Source organism: Desertibacillus haloalkaliphilus (assembly GCF_019039105.1).
Taxonomy (GTDB): domain Bacteria; phylum Bacillota; class Bacilli; order Bacillales; family KJ1-10-99; genus Desertibacillus; species Desertibacillus haloalkaliphilus.
This window is the reverse complement of the sequence record NZ_JAHPIV010000004.1, coordinates 117,640-134,791: the sequence shown is the minus strand read 5'-3', so window position 1 is coordinate 134,791 and position 17,152 is coordinate 117,640. Positions and strand designations below refer to the sequence as shown.

Genomic DNA, 17,152 nt, shown 5'->3' with positions numbered 1-17,152 from the left:
GCGGTGAGTTATATCGCTTCTTTTGATATTGGTACGACTTCAGTTAAAGGTATTCTTATTAAAAAAGACGGTTCAACAACTGGTAAATCAAGTCGTGACATCGAAACGATTCATGGACCAAATGGTGAAATTGAGCAAAACCCTCTTGATTGGTGGAATGGAGTTGTTTCCATTGCTCAACAATGGTGGAACGATGATCGGATCAGTGCTTCAGACATAGCTATGATCACGTTCAGTGGACAAATGCAGGATGTGGTTCCTATCGATGTAAATGGTGAAGCGAAAAAAGCAATCTTATATTCAGACAATCGAGCACTGGACGAAGCCGATCATTTATACAAACAGTTCGATGATTGTAGAATGGTTACTGGAAACCATATTGATGGTGCATCCCCGTTTGCCAAGCTGTTATGGCTAAAAAAGCATAGGCAAGATACATTCTCAAATTGCTTTACATTTTTATTCAGCTCTAAGGATTATGTCATCTATAAATTGACGGACAAAATCTCCACGGATCCTACAACTGGTGCCACAACTGGGATAATGAATATTAAAACAAGAGATTGGCAAAAAGGTTGGTTAACAGCAAATCATATACCTATGGATCAACTACCGCCGATTCTAGCTGCTGATGAAATTACTGGCGAAGTAACGGATGAAGCCGCACAAGAAACTGGTTTTGAAAAGGGAACAGCTGTGCTGTGCGGATGTGGTGACGCAGGAGCGACAACGATGGGCGCAGGTGCTATTCGAGAAGGTGAAGGCTATATCTATTTAGGTACAACTGGATGGACGGCTATCCCATCAAACACGGTCCAACAACTCGAACATGGCGTTTTTAATCTAGCCCATCTTCCCAAAGACCGTTATATCTCAATTGCCCCTTTATCAAATATCGGAAATGTACATAAATGGGGAGTGGAAACGTTAACGAAAACGAGTGATGAAAAAAGCTACACCGCCTTTGAAGAATTAGTTGCTTCTTCTCCAGCCGGCGGAAATGGATTATTGTTTTTACCATATATCCATGGCGAGCGCTTTCCAGTTAACGACCCAAACGCAACGGGAGTTTATTTCGGTATCACAGCATCAACAACGAATGAAGACATGGCTCGTTCTCTCATTGAGGGGATCTGCTATTCACTACGTCAAACGTTTGAGGTTTTAATAAAAGAAAAAAGTAAGACGTTGACAGTCCTCGGTGGCGGGACGAAAAGTGAGGCATGGTGCCAAACGTTAGCTAATGTATTGGGTTCAACGATCAGTATTCCGCAAAACAGCGAATACATCCCTGCTGTCGGTGCAGCTGCATCAGCATTTATCAAATTGCAGTGGGTTGACAACTATGAAGCCTTTGCTGATCGCATTCTTAGATCCAATACAGTGAAAACCTACGAACCAGACAGAGAACTAGAGGAATTATATACAAAGTTATATGAGAAATATTTAAAGCTCTATCCAGCCGTTAAGGATTTAATGTGACAAGAATGGACTTCTTCAATTAGAAAATGTAAAACTATCGAATCTATGAATTTGATAGTTTTTTCATATTAAAGGTCGGACTTAACTAGGTTCCAGTAGATTCAAAATAATAAAGTGTCGTTTTGTCATTTGCCTAGAAAACATAATAAGTAAAATGGCGTTTAATCAGAAAAAAGTAAGCTTACATATGAATAGGTTAGGCTAAACTGATCTTATAGAAATGAAGAAAACTGGAGGTTCCCAGATGCGTCAAAAAAGAGCAGTTTTTTTAGACCGCGATGGTGTCATAAACGAAGTTCTTACAAGCCGAGTGAGGTTTGTGAATAAGCCCTCACAGCTGTATTTTTTAGAGGGAGTTCCACAAGCGATTCGCAAATTAAACCAACAATTTGATTATATTTTTGTCGTCACAAATCAGGGGGGAGTTGGGCTAGGATTTATGAAAGAACAACAACTTCGTAACATCCATAAGCACATGATTGAACAGTTAGCGGCTGAAGGAGCAACGATACATGATGTCGCCTATTGCCCACATAAACCGAGAGCCGGATGTGAGTGTAGGAAGCCAGGATCAAAAATGATTTCTGACCTTGCAGATAAATACGATGTAGACCTTTCTTGCTCTTATATGGTAGGGGATAGGGATACTGATATCCAGGCTGGGAAAAGGGTTGGAACAAAGGGAGTATTTCTTGGTGTGAGTGATCCACTAGCGGATGCAGCATTTCCAGATTTATTGTCAGCTTCAGATTGGATTATTAAGGATACTAGAGAAAGTTAAATGATATAGGGATGATGGCAAAATTGTCTTGTAGCAGCTTGATGATTTTGTCATTATTTTTTTGATATTGGTGTTTACTTAGGCTGTCAATTACATTTGTTTACAAGTATTGTTGGAACTTAACAATAAAATTCATCAATGAAGAATTTAGAAAACGACAAGCAATATTGAATACTATTCCCAAGTAAATGGTATAGTCCCATTAAGAATGTGAGCCTATTGCGATAGATAAAAGAACTGGTTCAATTGGAAGGGAATTTTTTTATCGGCTTTTGGACCTTGAATTTATTCATAAAATCCGATGTCATCTGTTTTTAAGTAAAACTCACTTGAGGACTTTCAACAAGAAACCCTTTGCATGAATACTTTCCATTATTCAATCTATTACTTCCAATTCCCTACTTTAGTTAAAAGTGTCCGTTTTATCAAAACTGTCTATTTAATATACATTTACTCGATCTCGGTGACTAATCCATTATAATATTATCATACTGAAAAGATCCTAGATATTGACTTATAAATAGAGTGTACTGACTTGCTTATTTGTCAAAATATTAGTAAAATTCAAATAAAGTAACCGTGCCTTGGATTATTTTTATTTGTTTATGGGATGAGAAATTAATTCGGATTTTTTACTTTTTGTAAATAAAAATGGAACTTACACTAGCGTCTTTAAATGTGCAAATCTGATACACGGATTGATTAAAGGATCATTTTTTAAACAGGGAGAATTTTAATATGAAAAAAAACAATCGTAAAACATTAACAGAACGTCAAAAAAGAGCAATGAAAACAAGAAAAGCATTACTTGATAGTGCATTAAGGTTGTTTAATGAGAAGGGGTTTGATGAGGTGCATATAGAGGAGATTGCTAAGGAAGCAGGAACCTCAAAGGGATCTTTTTACACATATTTCAAATCAAAAGATGCCGTCTTTTTAGAAAAATATAAAGAGATAGATGAATTTTATTTAAATGTATTCAACAAATTACCTAAAGAGATGTCCAGTCCTGAAAAAATTCGTGTACTACTGTCAGAAGGTATTAATTTGTTCTTAGAGTTAGGTCATGAATTTGTTACAATCGTTGCCAAAAGTCAATTAGATACCAACATGCCTCCATATGTATTTAGTAGTGATCGAACAATTAATCAATTAATATTTAAAATAGTAGAGGAAGGCCAGGCTAGAGAACAAATCAGAAACGACTTAACCGAAACGGAAATAGCAGATATGATCATATGTTTTTATAGAGGTATTTATATTGAATGGTGCTATTTTAATGGCAACTTTGATATCTTCAATAAAGGTAACCAATATATTGATCTTTTTATAAATGGTGTATTGAAAAAGAAGAAAAATAGCTTAACCTAATATGTTTTCGGTAAAACAGTAGTGTAATTAAAAGATTGTAATCGAAAAAATCAGGTGAAGAAACTAAGGCAATATTATAATAACTAAAAAGACCTTTAATATCCTATAAGCGGTATTAAAGGTCTTTTTAGTTATTTTTTAGATTTTTCCCGTAACTTTGATCACAATCCAATCATTTGTTCTATTAATAGATATTGTTTTTTATCTGAGTGCATCGGTAAACTTATTATTGTAAATGTTTAAAAAATACAAAATTATTTGACTTTTCGGTCATTTAAATATATAATCTAATTAACCAAGGTCATTGACTCGGGTTAATTAGATTTATCTATTTTGGATATACAAAAACTTTTATGAAAACGCTTAATTTACAACTTTCTCCACTTAGAGGTGGGTGTCTCAATCGCTCTTGACAAACATTACAATGGTCAGAAAGGTTGCTTGAACCATTAGAATGTCCTGCTTTTCAAGAGTCACTCCTCTGATTTCTGATTCTAGGGCACCGCTAAACGGTGTTGTTCTTTGAACAATACTTTTGTTAAATAAATGGCCTTTGTCCAACTTATTCGAAAATGTGGCATATTTCTAGCTCTAGAATAACAACCGGAAGAAACCTTTCAAACGATTAGTTTTTTAATGTTCAATTGAGCCTCTCGGTGATTGGCTTTAATTGTACCCTCAAATTATAACCTATTAACTTAGTTCTAGTAACAAGGACTATATCTAAAAAGTCTTGATAATACGTATTTATTTACAGGGGGATTAAAATGAATTTGATTATGCCTGAACAAAATTATGTGAAAAAAGGGTATTGGAAAAACAAAAATATTTTCAATTATTTGCAAGATGCCTATTTGAGTTGCCCTGAATGCATAGCTGTTGATGATAGTTACGTCACTTATAAATACAAAGAGCTATATAATAAGTCTGTTAGCTTAGCTTCCACGTTAAGGTCAATGGGGGTTAAAAAGGGGGATGTTGTCTCATTTCAATTGCCCAATTGGTCTGAGAGCTTGATTATACATTATGCTGTAGCGATGATCGGAGCTGTGTGCAATCCAATCATTCCAATTTATCGAAAAAGAGAAGTGAAATATATATTACATCAGTCTAAAACAAAAATTATTTTCTTGCCTAATAAATTCCGTGACTTTGATTATTTAAAGATGATTAGAGAACTCCAGGATGAGTTAGATGGATTACAAAAAATAGTTATCTTAGATAAGTATGCTGACCAGCCAAGTATAAACGATGACATTGAAATGTTTTTCGAAGATTGTATAATGCCTGAGGTAAGTTCCCAGTTCGATGCTGAATCTGTTAATGAAAAGGACCCTTTACTATTGATGTTTACATCGGGAACAACATCAAACCCGAAAGGGGTCGTCCATACGCATAACACACTCATTCACGAAAATGAGACGATTATTTCCCTCTATCAACTAGGCGAAAACGACCATGTTTTTATGCCGTCACCTATTACTCATATTGCAGGATTTATTGCTGGGTTGGAACTACCAGTCATAATAAAGTCAAAATTGGTTTTGCAGGATATTTGGAAACCAAAAGAAGCCGTAGAAATTATTATTAAAGAGAATTGCACATTTTTGCTAGGGGCGACTCCGTTTGTTCAAGGTATTTATGATGTAGTGAAAGAAACGGAGCAACAGGTTCCATTAAAAATGATCCTTAGTGGAGGCGCTGATGTTCCACCAGAATTGGTGATTAATAGCAGTAAATTATTAAACTGTTATGTCTCACGTGTGTATGGGTCAACAGAGTACCCCACTTTAACGTTATGCGGTCCAGAAGACTCCTTTGATAAAACAGCCTATACGGATGGGCGCTTGCTAGAGGGGTCAGAAGCAATTATTCTTGATGACAACATGAGAGAAGTTCCAGCAAACCAAGTTGGTGAGCTTGCGGTCAAAGGACCAGAAATGTTTTTAGGGTATTTGCAGCCCGAGTTTAATGAAACCGCCTTTTATGGTGACTATTTCTTAACAGGTGATTTGGCATCAATGGATCAAGATGGCTATATTAAAATCATAGGAAGAAAAAAAGACATTATTATTCGTGGAGGAGAAAATATCTCTGTAAAGGAAGTAGAGGAATTATTGTACAGACATGATAGCGTTAATCAGGTAGCAGTCGTTGCGATGCCCGATAAAAAAATGGGTGAAAAGGCTTGTGCTTTTATTAAATTGAATAAAAATAAAAAGCTTGATTTAGAAACGATGAAAGAGTATTTGCTTGGCAAAGGGTTGGCTATCCAAAAGGTACCTGAACGACTTGAAATTATTGATGAAATGCCGATGACAACGAGTGGGAAAATCCAAAAATTTGTATTGAGAGAAGATATTCAGAAAATGCTTGAAAAACAATAGAGTGATAGAGAGGTGAAAAGTTTGAAAGGCTTAGTAAAACAAGGTGATCGTATACAAATAATGGATGTTGAAGAGCCAAAGGTTGATGATTCTGGAGTGAAAATTGAAATTAAGTACACAGGAATTTGTGGAACGGACTTACATATTTACCACAATGATTTTGAAGTGACGGATTCAATTGTTATTGGCCATGAGATGTCTGGAGAAGTGGTTGAAGTAGGGGATGATGTAAAAAACATCTCTGTCGGTGATCGTGTGACGGTTTTACCTTCAAATGTCCACACATGTCAACGTTGTGAGTATTGCAATAAAGGTCTATACACCCTTTGTTCTGATAGAAAAGGTATGGGTTTACACGTGAATGGTGGTTTTGCAAAGTATGTTGTCGTAAGAGAGGATATGTGCTACAAGATTCCTGACCATGTATCCTATGAGGTTGCTGCTATGTCTGAACCATTGGCAGTTGTTACACAGCCCATTGAAGAATTGACAACAATTAAAAAAGATGATGTCGTTTTAGTTACGGGGCCTGGACCAATTGGATTATTGGCTTCATATGTGTTAGTAAATAAAGGTTGTAAAGTTTTGGTAGCAGGAACATCACAAGATCAAGAGCGCTTAAATTTAGCTAAGGAAATTGGATGTGAAAGAACAATTGATGTAACTAGAGAAGATTTACATGCCATTGTTGATGAAGAAACAAATGCCATTGGTGTTAATTTAGTTGTAGAGTGTTCGGGAAGTGGTCACGCTATAAAAAGTGGACTTGATGTTTTAAAGAAAACAGGCACCTTTTTACAGGTGGGTGTTATCGGTAAAGACGTAACGTTAGACTTCGATACGATTCTATATAAACAATTGGTTGTTAAGGGGTCAATGGGACACGGGATAACTACATGGGAAAAAGTGATGGAAATACTAAAAAAGTCAGGAGACGATTTAGAAAAAATCATCACACATCGCTTCCCTCTTAGTCGTTGGGAAGAGGCCTTTAAGATTTGTGATGCAAAAGATGGGGCCAAGGTTTTAATTTACAACACTAGTAATGCATAAATTTTTAAACCCTTTGTCAGATGAGGTAAAGGTAGTTGATAAAAGGACAACAATGACGTAAGTGGTAGTCCAACACACCATTTGCAAATAGATTTTGGAGGAACTATCTAATCTAATAATAAGGAATTTTCATAGAATAGTTTGATAATCAGAAAATATTTTCATGAAAAGCTAATGATATTAGATTAAATGAGATTACATTAACGAATATGCAAGACTAAATACCCTTAAATAATTCGGAATATTCATAATTTTTTTGAGGTGTAAAGGGCTGTGTAGGGATAAAAGGAGGGATATAGATGGATTTAGATATTTCAGGAAAGGTAGCGCTCGTTACAGGAGCAGGTGGCGGAATCGGTAGAAGTATCGCCACATATTTAAATCATGAAAATACATTTGTCTATTTAATAGATATCGACAAAAAGGGGTTAGATGATGCTCTAAGTAACTTACCTAACCAAGATCAAGCGAAAGTTATGACATTAGATATAACAGACTATTCTGCAGTTCAAGAAACAATTGATGACATAGCATTAAATCATGCAGTTCCAGAAATTCTTATAAATGCTGCTGGTGTAGCGGGATTGACCACCCCAATTTATGAATTAGATGAAGAGGATTTTAATCGAATAGTTAAGATTAATTTAAACGGTACGTATAATATGATCCGACACGCCTCATTACACATGGTCAAAAAGGGACGAGGCAAAATTGTTAATATTGCTTCCATAGCTGGTGTTACTGGATCAAATTTATTTCAATCTCACTATGCGGCTTCTAAAGGTGGCGTCATTTCATTAACACGATCAGTAGCTAAGGAGTTAGGACCTAAAGGTATAAATGTTAACGCGATTGCACCTGGTGTCATTGAAACAAAGATGATTGCCAATATGGAAAGTGATAAGAAAAAGGAATATTTTTCTAAAATTCCAATACAAAGAATTGGTAAACCGAATGATGTCGGTAAAGTTGCCCTGTTTTTATCATCAGATTTAAGTACTTATATGACGGGTCAAATATTAAACGTCGATGGCGGGATTGTTATGGCTTAAAAAGTCACCATTATTATTTAAAGGGGTTTTGAACATTGAATGCACAGAATTCTAAAGTATTTAAGCTCAGTCTCTATGAAAAAATCTATCAAGGAAGATGTTTCGAGGATGAATTGCAGAGATTGTTTGCCGATAACAAAGTGGTAGGCTGGATTCATTCTAATAGAGGGCATGAAGCGATTGGGGCCGCCTTCGGGATGGCCATGAATCAAAATGACTTTTTAGTACCACATCATCGTGATCGCCCCCTCTATCTAGCAAAAGGGTTATCAGCAAAATCGTTGTTAGCGGAAATTATGGGAAAAAAGACAGGTTGTTGTGGTGGTATTTCTGGTGAGATACACATTATGGATGTTGAGACCAAAATTTATGGCACATCAGGAGTTTTAGGAAGCGGAATGCCAATTGGACTTGGGATTGCTTATGCAAATAAGTTAGAAGGTAATGATTGTGTTGTTGTTTGCAATTTTGGTGAAGGATCAAGTAATCGCGGCTCGTTCCATGAAGTTTTGAATATGGCAGCACTATGGTCGTTACCGATTGTATTTACATGTGAGAATAATCAATATGTTGAATTCACATCAATCGATGAACATATGAGTGTCGAAAATGTTGCAAGCCGTGCTAGCGGATATGGCATAGAAGGTATCGTAACTGACGGTTTTAGTCCAATTAAATCATATGAAACTTTTAAATATGCAATTGAAAAAGCTAGAAAAGGTGAAGGTCCAACTTTGATAGAAGCAAAAACTTATCGTTTGGATGGCCATTATGAAGGTGATCCGATGAAATATCGCGACAACAAGGAAAAAGAGTACTGGGCGAAAAGAGATCCTGTCTTTGCTTTTAAATTGGAATTAATCAACGACGGAGTTGCAACTGAAGAGGAGATCAAAGTGATCGAAGCTCGCGTTGAAAAGGAGATGGAAGAAGCAATTGAATTTGCACTTCAATCTGATTACCCAACAGTCTCAGATACTTTTAAAAATGTTTATGCGTAGACAGTAAATGAAAGGGTGGAAGAATTGTAATGGGAAAAATAAATTTTAGATGGGCAATAACCCACGCACTTGATGAAGAGCTTGCTCGTGATGATAAAGTGTTTATGATTGGGCAAGACATCGGAAAATCTGGGGGTGTATTTGGTTTAACAAGGGGGCTACATGAGAAATATGGTAGCTGGCGAGTAAAGGACAGCCCGATTAGTGAAGAGGGTATCACTGGTCTAGGTGTTGGAGCCGCAATGATAGGGTACCGTCCAATTGTTGAAATCATGTACATGGATTTTATTACATTGGCGATAGAGGGAATAGCCAATCAAGCAGCCAAAACCTACTATGTTACCAACGGAAATATAAAAGTGCCGATGGTTGTACGCACACTTGCTGGAGGAGGTTTCCGCGCAGGTATCCACCACTCACAAAGTTTAGAAAGCTGGTTTACTCATGTTCCGGGATTGAAAGTGGTCTATCCATCAACCCCGTATGACGTGAAAGGTTTGCTTAAATCATCGATCCGAGATGATAATCCAGTTGTATTTATTGAACATAAAGCTCTCTTTAGTATTAAAGGGGAAGTGCCTGATGAAGAGTACACTGTTCCTTTAGGCAAAGCAGACATTAAAAGAGAAGGTTCAGACTTAACGATAATTACTTACGGAAAGCCGGTATATCAGTCTTTAGAAGCGGCTGAAAAGTTAGAAAAGGAAGGTATTGATGTAGAAGTTGTAGATTTAAGAACATTAGTACCTTTAGATAAAGAAGCGGTGTTGGAGTCGGTCCAGAAGACAAATCGTGCCATGGTGGTTTATGAAGCGCCTAAAGAGAGTGGCTTCGGTGCTGAAGTATCAAGTATGATTTCTGAAGAACTGATTTATGATTTAGATGCACCAATTAAACGAGTTGCTGGTGCATTTACACCGATTCCTTTAGGGGTAAATGAAGATGCGCATTTTCCAACAGTCGATAGAATTGTCCATGAAGCAAAAGAGATGTGTCGCTAAAAGGTGGGAAAAACAATGGCAACGGAACTAAGAATACCAAAAATTGGTGTTGAAATGCAAAGTGCAGTGATTGATCAGTGGAATATTGAGGAAGGTAATCAAGTAGAAAAAGGTGACATTATACTTACTATCCAAACGGAAAAAGTCACCTATGAAATCGACTCACCAGCTTCCGGTTTTGTGAAAGTTATCGGTCATGAAGGTGAGGAGTACGATGTAGGGGTTGTTGTAGCAACAATTGCTGAAACGAGGGACGAATACGAAAGCATAAATAATGAACAGTCAGAGCATAAAGACGACGATAAAAACGTAGAAAAACAGCTGAATGAAGTGCAGGAACAAAAAACTCTTAAACCAGAACTCACTGCATGCAATGGAGACGCTGTTGAAAAGAATCGAAAAGTGAAATCGACTCCTTTGGCGAAAAAAATTGCCCGAGAAAACGGCATTGACTTAACGATGGTAACTGGAAGCGGACCGTCTGGAGCGATTGTTAAACGAGATGTTCTTCAAGCAATTGAAAACAAAGAGCAAAACACTACCGTTGAAGCTGTAACAACTGAAGAACCGGATTCATCACAACCTGACAATAAACAGCATGGTTTAAAACAAATCGCTGAAAGAAAACCTTTAAAGGGCATGCGGAAGAACATTGCAAAGCATATGGTTTCAAGTTTACAAACAGCAGCACAGCTTACTGATATTAATGAAGTAAATGTGAGCAAACTCGTGCAATTCAGAAAAGAATTAAATGATGATATCGCAGAACATCTAGGTTATAAAATATCCTTTAATCATTTAATTATTAAAGCAGTATCTATTATTTTAAAGGAGCTCCCAGTCTTTAATTCTAGTATTAATGATAAGGAGATTATCCAATGGAAAAATATTAATATCGGCTGTGCAGTAGCCATTGATGATGGGTTAGTCGTACCTGTTATTAAAAATGTTGATCAATTGTCTTTACATGAAATTGCTAATGAATTTACGAGATTAGTAGATAAAGCAAGAAATGGTTCACTCACCACAGATGACGTATCAGGTGGAACTTTTACAATAACAAATGTCGGTAGTTATGGTGGTTATTACGCAACACCGATCTTGAACCAACCTGAAGTTGCCATCTTAGGGGTAGGACAAATTAAAGAAAAACCAATTGTCAATGAAAACCGTGAAATTATAGTAGGCGATATGATGGGATATAACTTAACATTCGATCATCGTTTGATCGACGGCGCAACTGCAGGAGAGTTTCTTCAAGCGTTCATACAAATTATCGAAAATCCTAAACTACTTTTAATTAAATAATGATAACTCGAAATGAGGTGAAAGTTCATTGCAAAAAAAATGGCAAACTGTCGTGATCGGTGGCGGCCCTGGGGGATACGCAGCTGCCATAAGAGCTGCACAATTAGGCTTAAAAACCGTTTTGATTGAAAAGCAACATCTAGGTGGAACTTGTTTAAACGTAGGCTGTATACCGACAAAATATATGGTGGAGTTAGCCAATTCTACCGGTAAAGTTAATGATCTGGAAAACTTAGGAGTGGATGTCACTTATCATGGTTTAGATTTAATCAAGTTTCAAAAGAGTAAGCAAAAGGTTGTCAAACAATTAACAGGTGGGGTCAATGCTTTATTAAAACGTGCAGGCGCTGAAGTAATTAGTGGGACAGCGGAATTTGTTTCAGATAATCAAATAAAGGTAATGACCGAAAAAGAAACGATAGAAATAGAAGCGGAAAATATTATTATTGCCGCAGGTACACGCCCGACAGAACTTCTAATCCCATTTGATGGAGAACATGTTGTCTCGAGTACAGACGTCTTGAACTGGAAGGAGTTACCACAGTCACTTACAATCGTCGGTGCCGGCGTTATTGGAATGGAATTTGCTAGTATTTTTTCACAGTTAGGTGTCAACGTTTCTGTCGTTGAGGTTGCACCGCATGCTTTGATGAATGAAGATCAAGATGCTGTCAACTATTTAGTAAAAGCACTTAAAAATCGAGGTGTACAATTCCATTTAAATACAAAGGTTGTCTCTTCTAGTAAGAGCGATCGAGAAGTGACATTATTCCTAGAAAAAGATAGTCAACAATCCTCATTATCATCGGAAAAAGTTTTAATTGCTGCGGGCCGAACTAGTAATGCTGATACTTTACAGCTGGATAAAACTAGTATACAAGCAGACAGAGGCTTTATTAAAGTCAATAAACAAATGCAGACCGATGTTAAGCACATTTATGCTGTGGGTGACATTGTTGGAAGCTGGCAATTGGCGCATGCAGCATATGATGAAGGCGTTGTAGCAGCGGAAAATATCGCGGGTCAAAAGGTTGAATTTGAAGATCAATTTGTGCCCCGTTCCGTCTTTACGTCTCCAGAAATTAGTTCAGTAGGGCTAACCGAAAAACAAGCGCGAGAGCAATATAATCAAGTGAAGGCGTATAAAGTTCCGTTACAAGGAAATGGAAAAGCATTAATTAATGGTCTAGGTAGAGCCGAAGGTATGGCGAAAATTATAGTAGATGAAAAATATGGTGAGATTGTAGGCTTTTCAATCGTAGGGGAGCATGTGAATGAATTGGTCACCGGTGTGACGAGTATTATGAGTTTAGAAAGTACTATCGAGGAAGTTGCATCAATCATTCATCCACATCCATCTTTATCCGAAGTGATTAAGGAACTTGCTTTATTAGCTGAAGGAAAACCATTACATTCGATGTAACGGTGTAAAGTATTAATTAAAAAAATATATTCGGGGTGAACAGTTTAATGAAAAAAAACCGTAAATTTTTTATGACTTTACTAGTGTCGATGTCTATATTAATGCTAGCTGCTTGTGGCGGAGGTGGCTCTGATCCTGCTGGTTCAGATAATACGTCGAATGATACAGGCGAAACTATTACGCTCCGTGCTGCGACTGGTTTAAGTGATCAACATGGCTGGTGGACTGCATTTATGGTTCCATGGATGGACCGTGTAGAGGAGCTAACTGATGGGCAAGTTCAGTTTGAAGGGTTTTCTGGTGGTGAGTTAGTGGAAGTTGGTCAGGAGCCAGATGCTTTAAAAAATGGAACAATAGATGTAGCGATTTTAGTCCCATTCTATCATGAAAACATGTTTCCAGCTTCTTCTATCACGTTTTTACCAGTTAGTCATACTGACGAATTTATTAGTGGTGAAGCTCTGAGAAAATTAATGGAAAGCGATGTTGAACTTGGAGATACTGGAAAGTCTTATTATGAATCACATTATGCTGATAACGGATTCTTCTCATTAACGCTTAATGCAGGAGCTGTATATTCAATTTCAACAACTGGTTATGAATTTAATTCAGTGGATGATGTTGAAGGTATTTCGATGAGAACGCCCAACCTTTTATTTGAGCTAATGGCTGAAAACATGGGTGTAAACAGTGTTTCAATGAATATTGTAGAAGCATTTGATGCTTTAAATAGAGGAGCATTTGAAGGTATTTTCCATACACCTGCTGACTGGACAGGTGCTGGGTTCCAAGATCTACTCACATACACAATTGATGACTTGTTCCTTGGTTCATCCAATGGTGTGTTTGCCATGACTCAAGAAACGTGGGATAGCTTGCCAAGCGAGGTTCAAGACGCTATGTTACAAGCGCATGATGAGTTGTATGAAGACGGAATTCAAGAGTGGATCGATCGAGCAGATGCGGCAAGGTCTTATAATATGGAAGAGGCTGACGGTCAGTTCATTTCATTCAATGATCTACCGGAAGAAGTTCAAGAGCATATCACCGATGCTAATGTTCAGACTTGGTATGATTACATTGAGTTCCTAGAAAATAATGGATATCCAGGGAAAGACATTGCAATTCTATGGCGTGATATTATGATCGAAGCTGGTGGAGAAGTGCCTGAGGAATTAATGGATTTAGAAAATTACTAATCTTCACTCTTATCCGCTATGTTCTAAAAGTGGAATATAGCGGATAATTCTTATCAAATGACATGGGGTGTAATGTCATCCAATCAATGTATACGTTTATTAGATGCAGAATACATAGTAATACCCCTAACGCGATAACTGAAAAGTTGTTCATATAATTCAAAGGTTTGGTGGTGAATTCAAAGGTGAGTGCTGTAGCTACAATAACCATAGTAATAATATTATTTACAATATTGTTATTATCAGGTTTATACATTCATTCGGTATTACTTGCTTCGGGAGTAATTGGTTTAATTCTATTAGATGGTTTTGGCGTGCTAGAAGGCTTATTAGGAAACCAACCTTATCATAGTGTTGCAACCTATTCATTATCAACCATTCCATTGTTCATACTAATGGCACAGTTTATATTACAAACTGATATCGTCAAGGATTATTTTAATATTGTCCATCGCATATCACATGGAAGCGGCGGTTTTCTAGGTGGACTGACGATTGTGGCAGGGGGTTTTTTAGGGGCTGTTTCAGGCTCCGGAACAGCATCTTCGGCAGCCTTAGGGCAAGTTGCAGTGCCTGAGTTAAATAAAAGGGGGTTTAGTCCTCCATTATCGGGAGCGATTGCAGCAACGGGAGGATCTTTGTCCAGTATTATTCCACCAAGTGTCACGTTAATTATATATGGTATAGCTACAGAAACACCTATTAGTCAATTGTTCATGGGGGCAGTTTTACCTGGGGTTTTAACGGCTCTTGTATTTATTCTCGTTATGTTTTTTTTAATGAGATCTTCATGGAACAAACGAAATATTGTATCAACTGATGAGGATTCCGACTATGTAAAAATTGCTGTTACACGGCTCATTATTATTACATCGGTAGCTTTGATTATTATCGGTGTTATCTTCGGCGGTATTTATATGGGGTTTGTAACACCAACTGAAGCTGGTGCTGTAGGCGCGTTTGTTGCTTTCCTTTGCGCTTTAGTATTAGGAAAGGTTAATAAGACGTTTTTTATGAAATCAATTTCTGAAACTGTGAAAACCTCTGTTATGGTAATGTTAATTCTTATAGGGGCACAAGTTTTCGGACGCTTCATTTCGCTGTCGTTAGTTCCGAGAAGATTAATTGAGCTTTTAGAACCAATTATGGCTTATCCTGCTCTTGTACTAGGTATTCTGTTAATAGTATATTTCTTCTTATTTATGTTTATTGAGGGTGCTGCGGTTATCTTGATGACAACACCAGTTGCTCTCCCAATTATTAGTGCACTAAATGTCGATCCACTCTGGTTTGGTGTTTTCGTTTCTGTTATTGGTACCATTGGATTAATCACTCCACCAGTGGGTATTAGTGTGTATGCAGTATCAGGTTCGAGTCGTATTTCATCGGATTCGATTTTCCGATTTACATTAGTGTTTGCGATTGTTACATCAATTGTAGTTGGTGGTGTGATGATTGCATTTCCAGATATTGCATTATGGTTACCTAACTCAATGAAATAAGCGTAGAGGGGGTGGAATGTTATGACAAGGTTTGAGAAATCGTACCATATATTTCAATCAATTAAATCAATTGGGATTGTTATATGTGGAATAAGTATATTTGCCATGATGTTCTTTATTGTGGCTGATGTTTTCAGTCGAAACTTCTTTACAGGTTCTTTAAATGGGAGTATTGAGTTTGTTCAATATTATTTAATGCCTTTGGCAATCATTCCTGGCCTAGCTTATGTATATGCAACAGGTGTACTACCAAGGATGGAAGTACTACTAGATAAGTTTAAAGGCAAACTAAAAGCCATCATTGCAAATTCTTTGCTACTGTTTGAGTTCCTTTTATTTTCACTCGTAATATACTATTCATTTAAATTTGCAATAAGTGGTGTTGCATCGGCTTCATCGTTTACAGCCGGTGGAGTCATTTATCCATACTATCACGTGTTATTTCTCATTCCAGTTATGTTTATCCTCGTTAATTTGGAAATTATTTTTATTTTGATTCGTAACTTTCAAATGAAACGAGCTTTGTTCAAGTTTTATTCAGATGAGGATGAAGGTACTAATAATTTGTGATGAGGTGATAATATGAAAGCGTTTTACCATAGAGTAACGAATGGAAAACAAGTAGATTCGTATGAAGAAATTGATGAAATAAAGGTTTGTCAAGATGAAGTGAAAGTGAATTTATATTCTGCAGGGTTAAATCACCGTGATTTATTTGTATTGGGGAGACAAAAAGAAGGCGATCAACCGCTGATCATAGGGTCTGATGGTGCTGGTGTTATTGAAGAAGTTGGATCTAATGTTAAGAATTTTAAAGTAGGAGACGAAGTTATTATCAACCCTAGCTTGAGATGGAAGAAAAAAAGTGATGGAGCACCAGAAGGTTTTGAAATTTTAGGAGGAAACCATACTGGAACATTGGCACAAAAAATTGTCATTTCTGCGGAAAATGTAGAGGTAAAACCGGCTTATTTAAGCTGGGAAGAAGCAGGGGTGTTTTCATTATCTGCTTTAACGGCATATCGAGCTCTCGTTACGAAAGGAAACATTCAACCAAATGAAACTGTCTTTCTGCCGGGTATCGGAAGCGGAACGATTACGTTTGCTTTACTATTTGCAAAAGCTTTAGGTAACCGTGTTGTTGTAAGCTCAAGATCAGCAGAAAAATTGGAAATGGCCAAAAAGCTTGGTGCTGATGTCACAATTGATACGAATACAGACTGGCAAGAAAAACTTCAAGATGAAAAAATTGATATCGTTATTGAAAGCATTGGGCAAGCCACATTTAATAAATCATTAGGGTTGTTAAGAAATGGAGGAAGACTGGTAATCTTTGGTGGAACCTCAGGGTATAATTTAAATATTAATCTGTTTGATTTATTTATAAATCAAATTACCGTATTGGGAACGACAATGGGAAGTCAGGATGAATTCAGAGAAATGTTGAAGTTTGTATCAGAGAAAGAGGTAAGGCCAGTCATTGATAGGATTTTTGCAATTACTGAGTCAACAGAAGCATTAAACCATCTCGATGATGCAAAGCAATTCGGAAAGATCGGGATTAAAATTGAAGATTAAGTTAAAATAAAAAT

14 protein-coding genes are annotated in these 17,152 nt (G+C 36.9%); all 14 read left to right on the top strand.

The genetic code is table 11. The features are described from left to right. The first annotated feature begins 3 nt into the window (after positions 1-3). The 14 genes from KH400_RS26380 (at position 4) to KH400_RS05865 (ending at position 17,138) form a co-directional block, all read left to right on the top strand. Positions 4-1,482 (top strand): xylulokinase, encoded by a 1,479-nt coding sequence (locus tag KH400_RS26380; RefSeq protein ID WP_217222884.1) that lies wholly within the window; start codon positions 4-6, stop codon positions 1,480-1,482. Between the two features lie 244 nt (positions 1,483-1,726). Further along, a complete protein-coding gene (locus KH400_RS05925) occupies positions 1,727-2,263 on the top strand; it encodes a D-glycero-alpha-D-manno-heptose-1,7-bisphosphate 7-phosphatase (RefSeq protein ID WP_217222882.1) in 537 nt (178 codons plus the stop codon). A 738-nt stretch (positions 2,264-3,001) separates the two neighbouring features. Then, the gene (locus KH400_RS05920; protein WP_217222880.1) at positions 3,002-3,634 is read left to right on the top strand and encodes a TetR/AcrR family transcriptional regulator; all 633 of its coding nucleotides are present in this window, start codon (positions 3,002-3,004) and stop codon (positions 3,632-3,634) included. 767 nt (positions 3,635-4,401) lie between these two features. Continuing rightward, positions 4,402-6,021: an AMP-binding protein gene (locus KH400_RS05915; protein ID WP_217222878.1), complete on the top strand. Its 1,620-nt coding sequence runs from the start codon at positions 4,402-4,404 to the stop codon at positions 6,019-6,021. Between the two features lie 21 nt (positions 6,022-6,042). Beyond that, positions 6,043-7,074, top strand: a complete 1,032-nt coding sequence (locus KH400_RS05910; RefSeq protein ID WP_246589399.1) for a zinc-dependent alcohol dehydrogenase — start codon at positions 6,043-6,045, stop codon at positions 7,072-7,074. Positions 7,075-7,373: 299 nt separating this feature from the next. Beyond that, complete coding sequence (locus KH400_RS05905) at positions 7,374-8,126, top strand: SDR family NAD(P)-dependent oxidoreductase (RefSeq protein ID WP_217222876.1); 753 nt, start codon at positions 7,374-7,376, stop codon at positions 8,124-8,126. 35 nt (positions 8,127-8,161) lie between these two features. Then, the gene (locus tag KH400_RS05900; protein ID WP_217222874.1) at positions 8,162-9,127 is read left to right on the top strand and encodes a thiamine pyrophosphate-dependent dehydrogenase E1 component subunit alpha; all 966 of its coding nucleotides are present in this window, start codon (positions 8,162-8,164) and stop codon (positions 9,125-9,127) included. Between the two features lie 29 nt (positions 9,128-9,156). Next, on the top strand, positions 9,157-10,128 hold the full coding sequence (locus KH400_RS05895) for an alpha-ketoacid dehydrogenase subunit beta (protein ID WP_217222872.1): 972 nt from the start codon (positions 9,157-9,159) through the stop codon (positions 10,126-10,128). A 15-nt stretch (positions 10,129-10,143) separates the two neighbouring features. Then, positions 10,144-11,436: a dihydrolipoamide acetyltransferase family protein gene (locus tag KH400_RS05890; protein ID WP_217222870.1), complete on the top strand. Its 1,293-nt coding sequence runs from the start codon at positions 10,144-10,146 to the stop codon at positions 11,434-11,436. Positions 11,437-11,464: 28 nt separating this feature from the next. Next, complete coding sequence (gene lpdA, locus KH400_RS05885) at positions 11,465-12,859, top strand: dihydrolipoyl dehydrogenase (protein ID WP_217222869.1); 1,395 nt, start codon at positions 11,465-11,467, stop codon at positions 12,857-12,859. Positions 12,860-12,906: 47 nt separating this feature from the next. Then, positions 12,907-14,058: a TRAP transporter substrate-binding protein DctP gene (gene dctP / locus KH400_RS05880; RefSeq protein ID WP_217222867.1), complete on the top strand. Its 1,152-nt coding sequence runs from the start codon at positions 12,907-12,909 to the stop codon at positions 14,056-14,058. Between the two features lie 185 nt (positions 14,059-14,243). Beyond that, positions 14,244-15,560 carry a TRAP transporter large permease gene (locus tag KH400_RS05875; RefSeq protein ID WP_217222865.1) on the top strand — a complete coding sequence of 439 codons (1,317 nt, stop codon included), beginning with the start codon at positions 14,244-14,246 and terminating at the stop codon, positions 15,558-15,560. 21 nt (positions 15,561-15,581) lie between these two features. Next, positions 15,582-16,130 (top strand): TRAP transporter small permease subunit, encoded by a 549-nt coding sequence (locus KH400_RS05870; protein ID WP_217222863.1) that lies wholly within the window; start codon positions 15,582-15,584, stop codon positions 16,128-16,130. 12 nt (positions 16,131-16,142) lie between these two features. Then, positions 16,143-17,138 carry a zinc-binding dehydrogenase gene (locus KH400_RS05865; RefSeq protein WP_217222861.1) on the top strand — a complete coding sequence of 332 codons (996 nt, stop codon included), beginning with the start codon at positions 16,143-16,145 and terminating at the stop codon, positions 17,136-17,138. Positions 17,139-17,152: the final 14 nt, after the last annotated feature.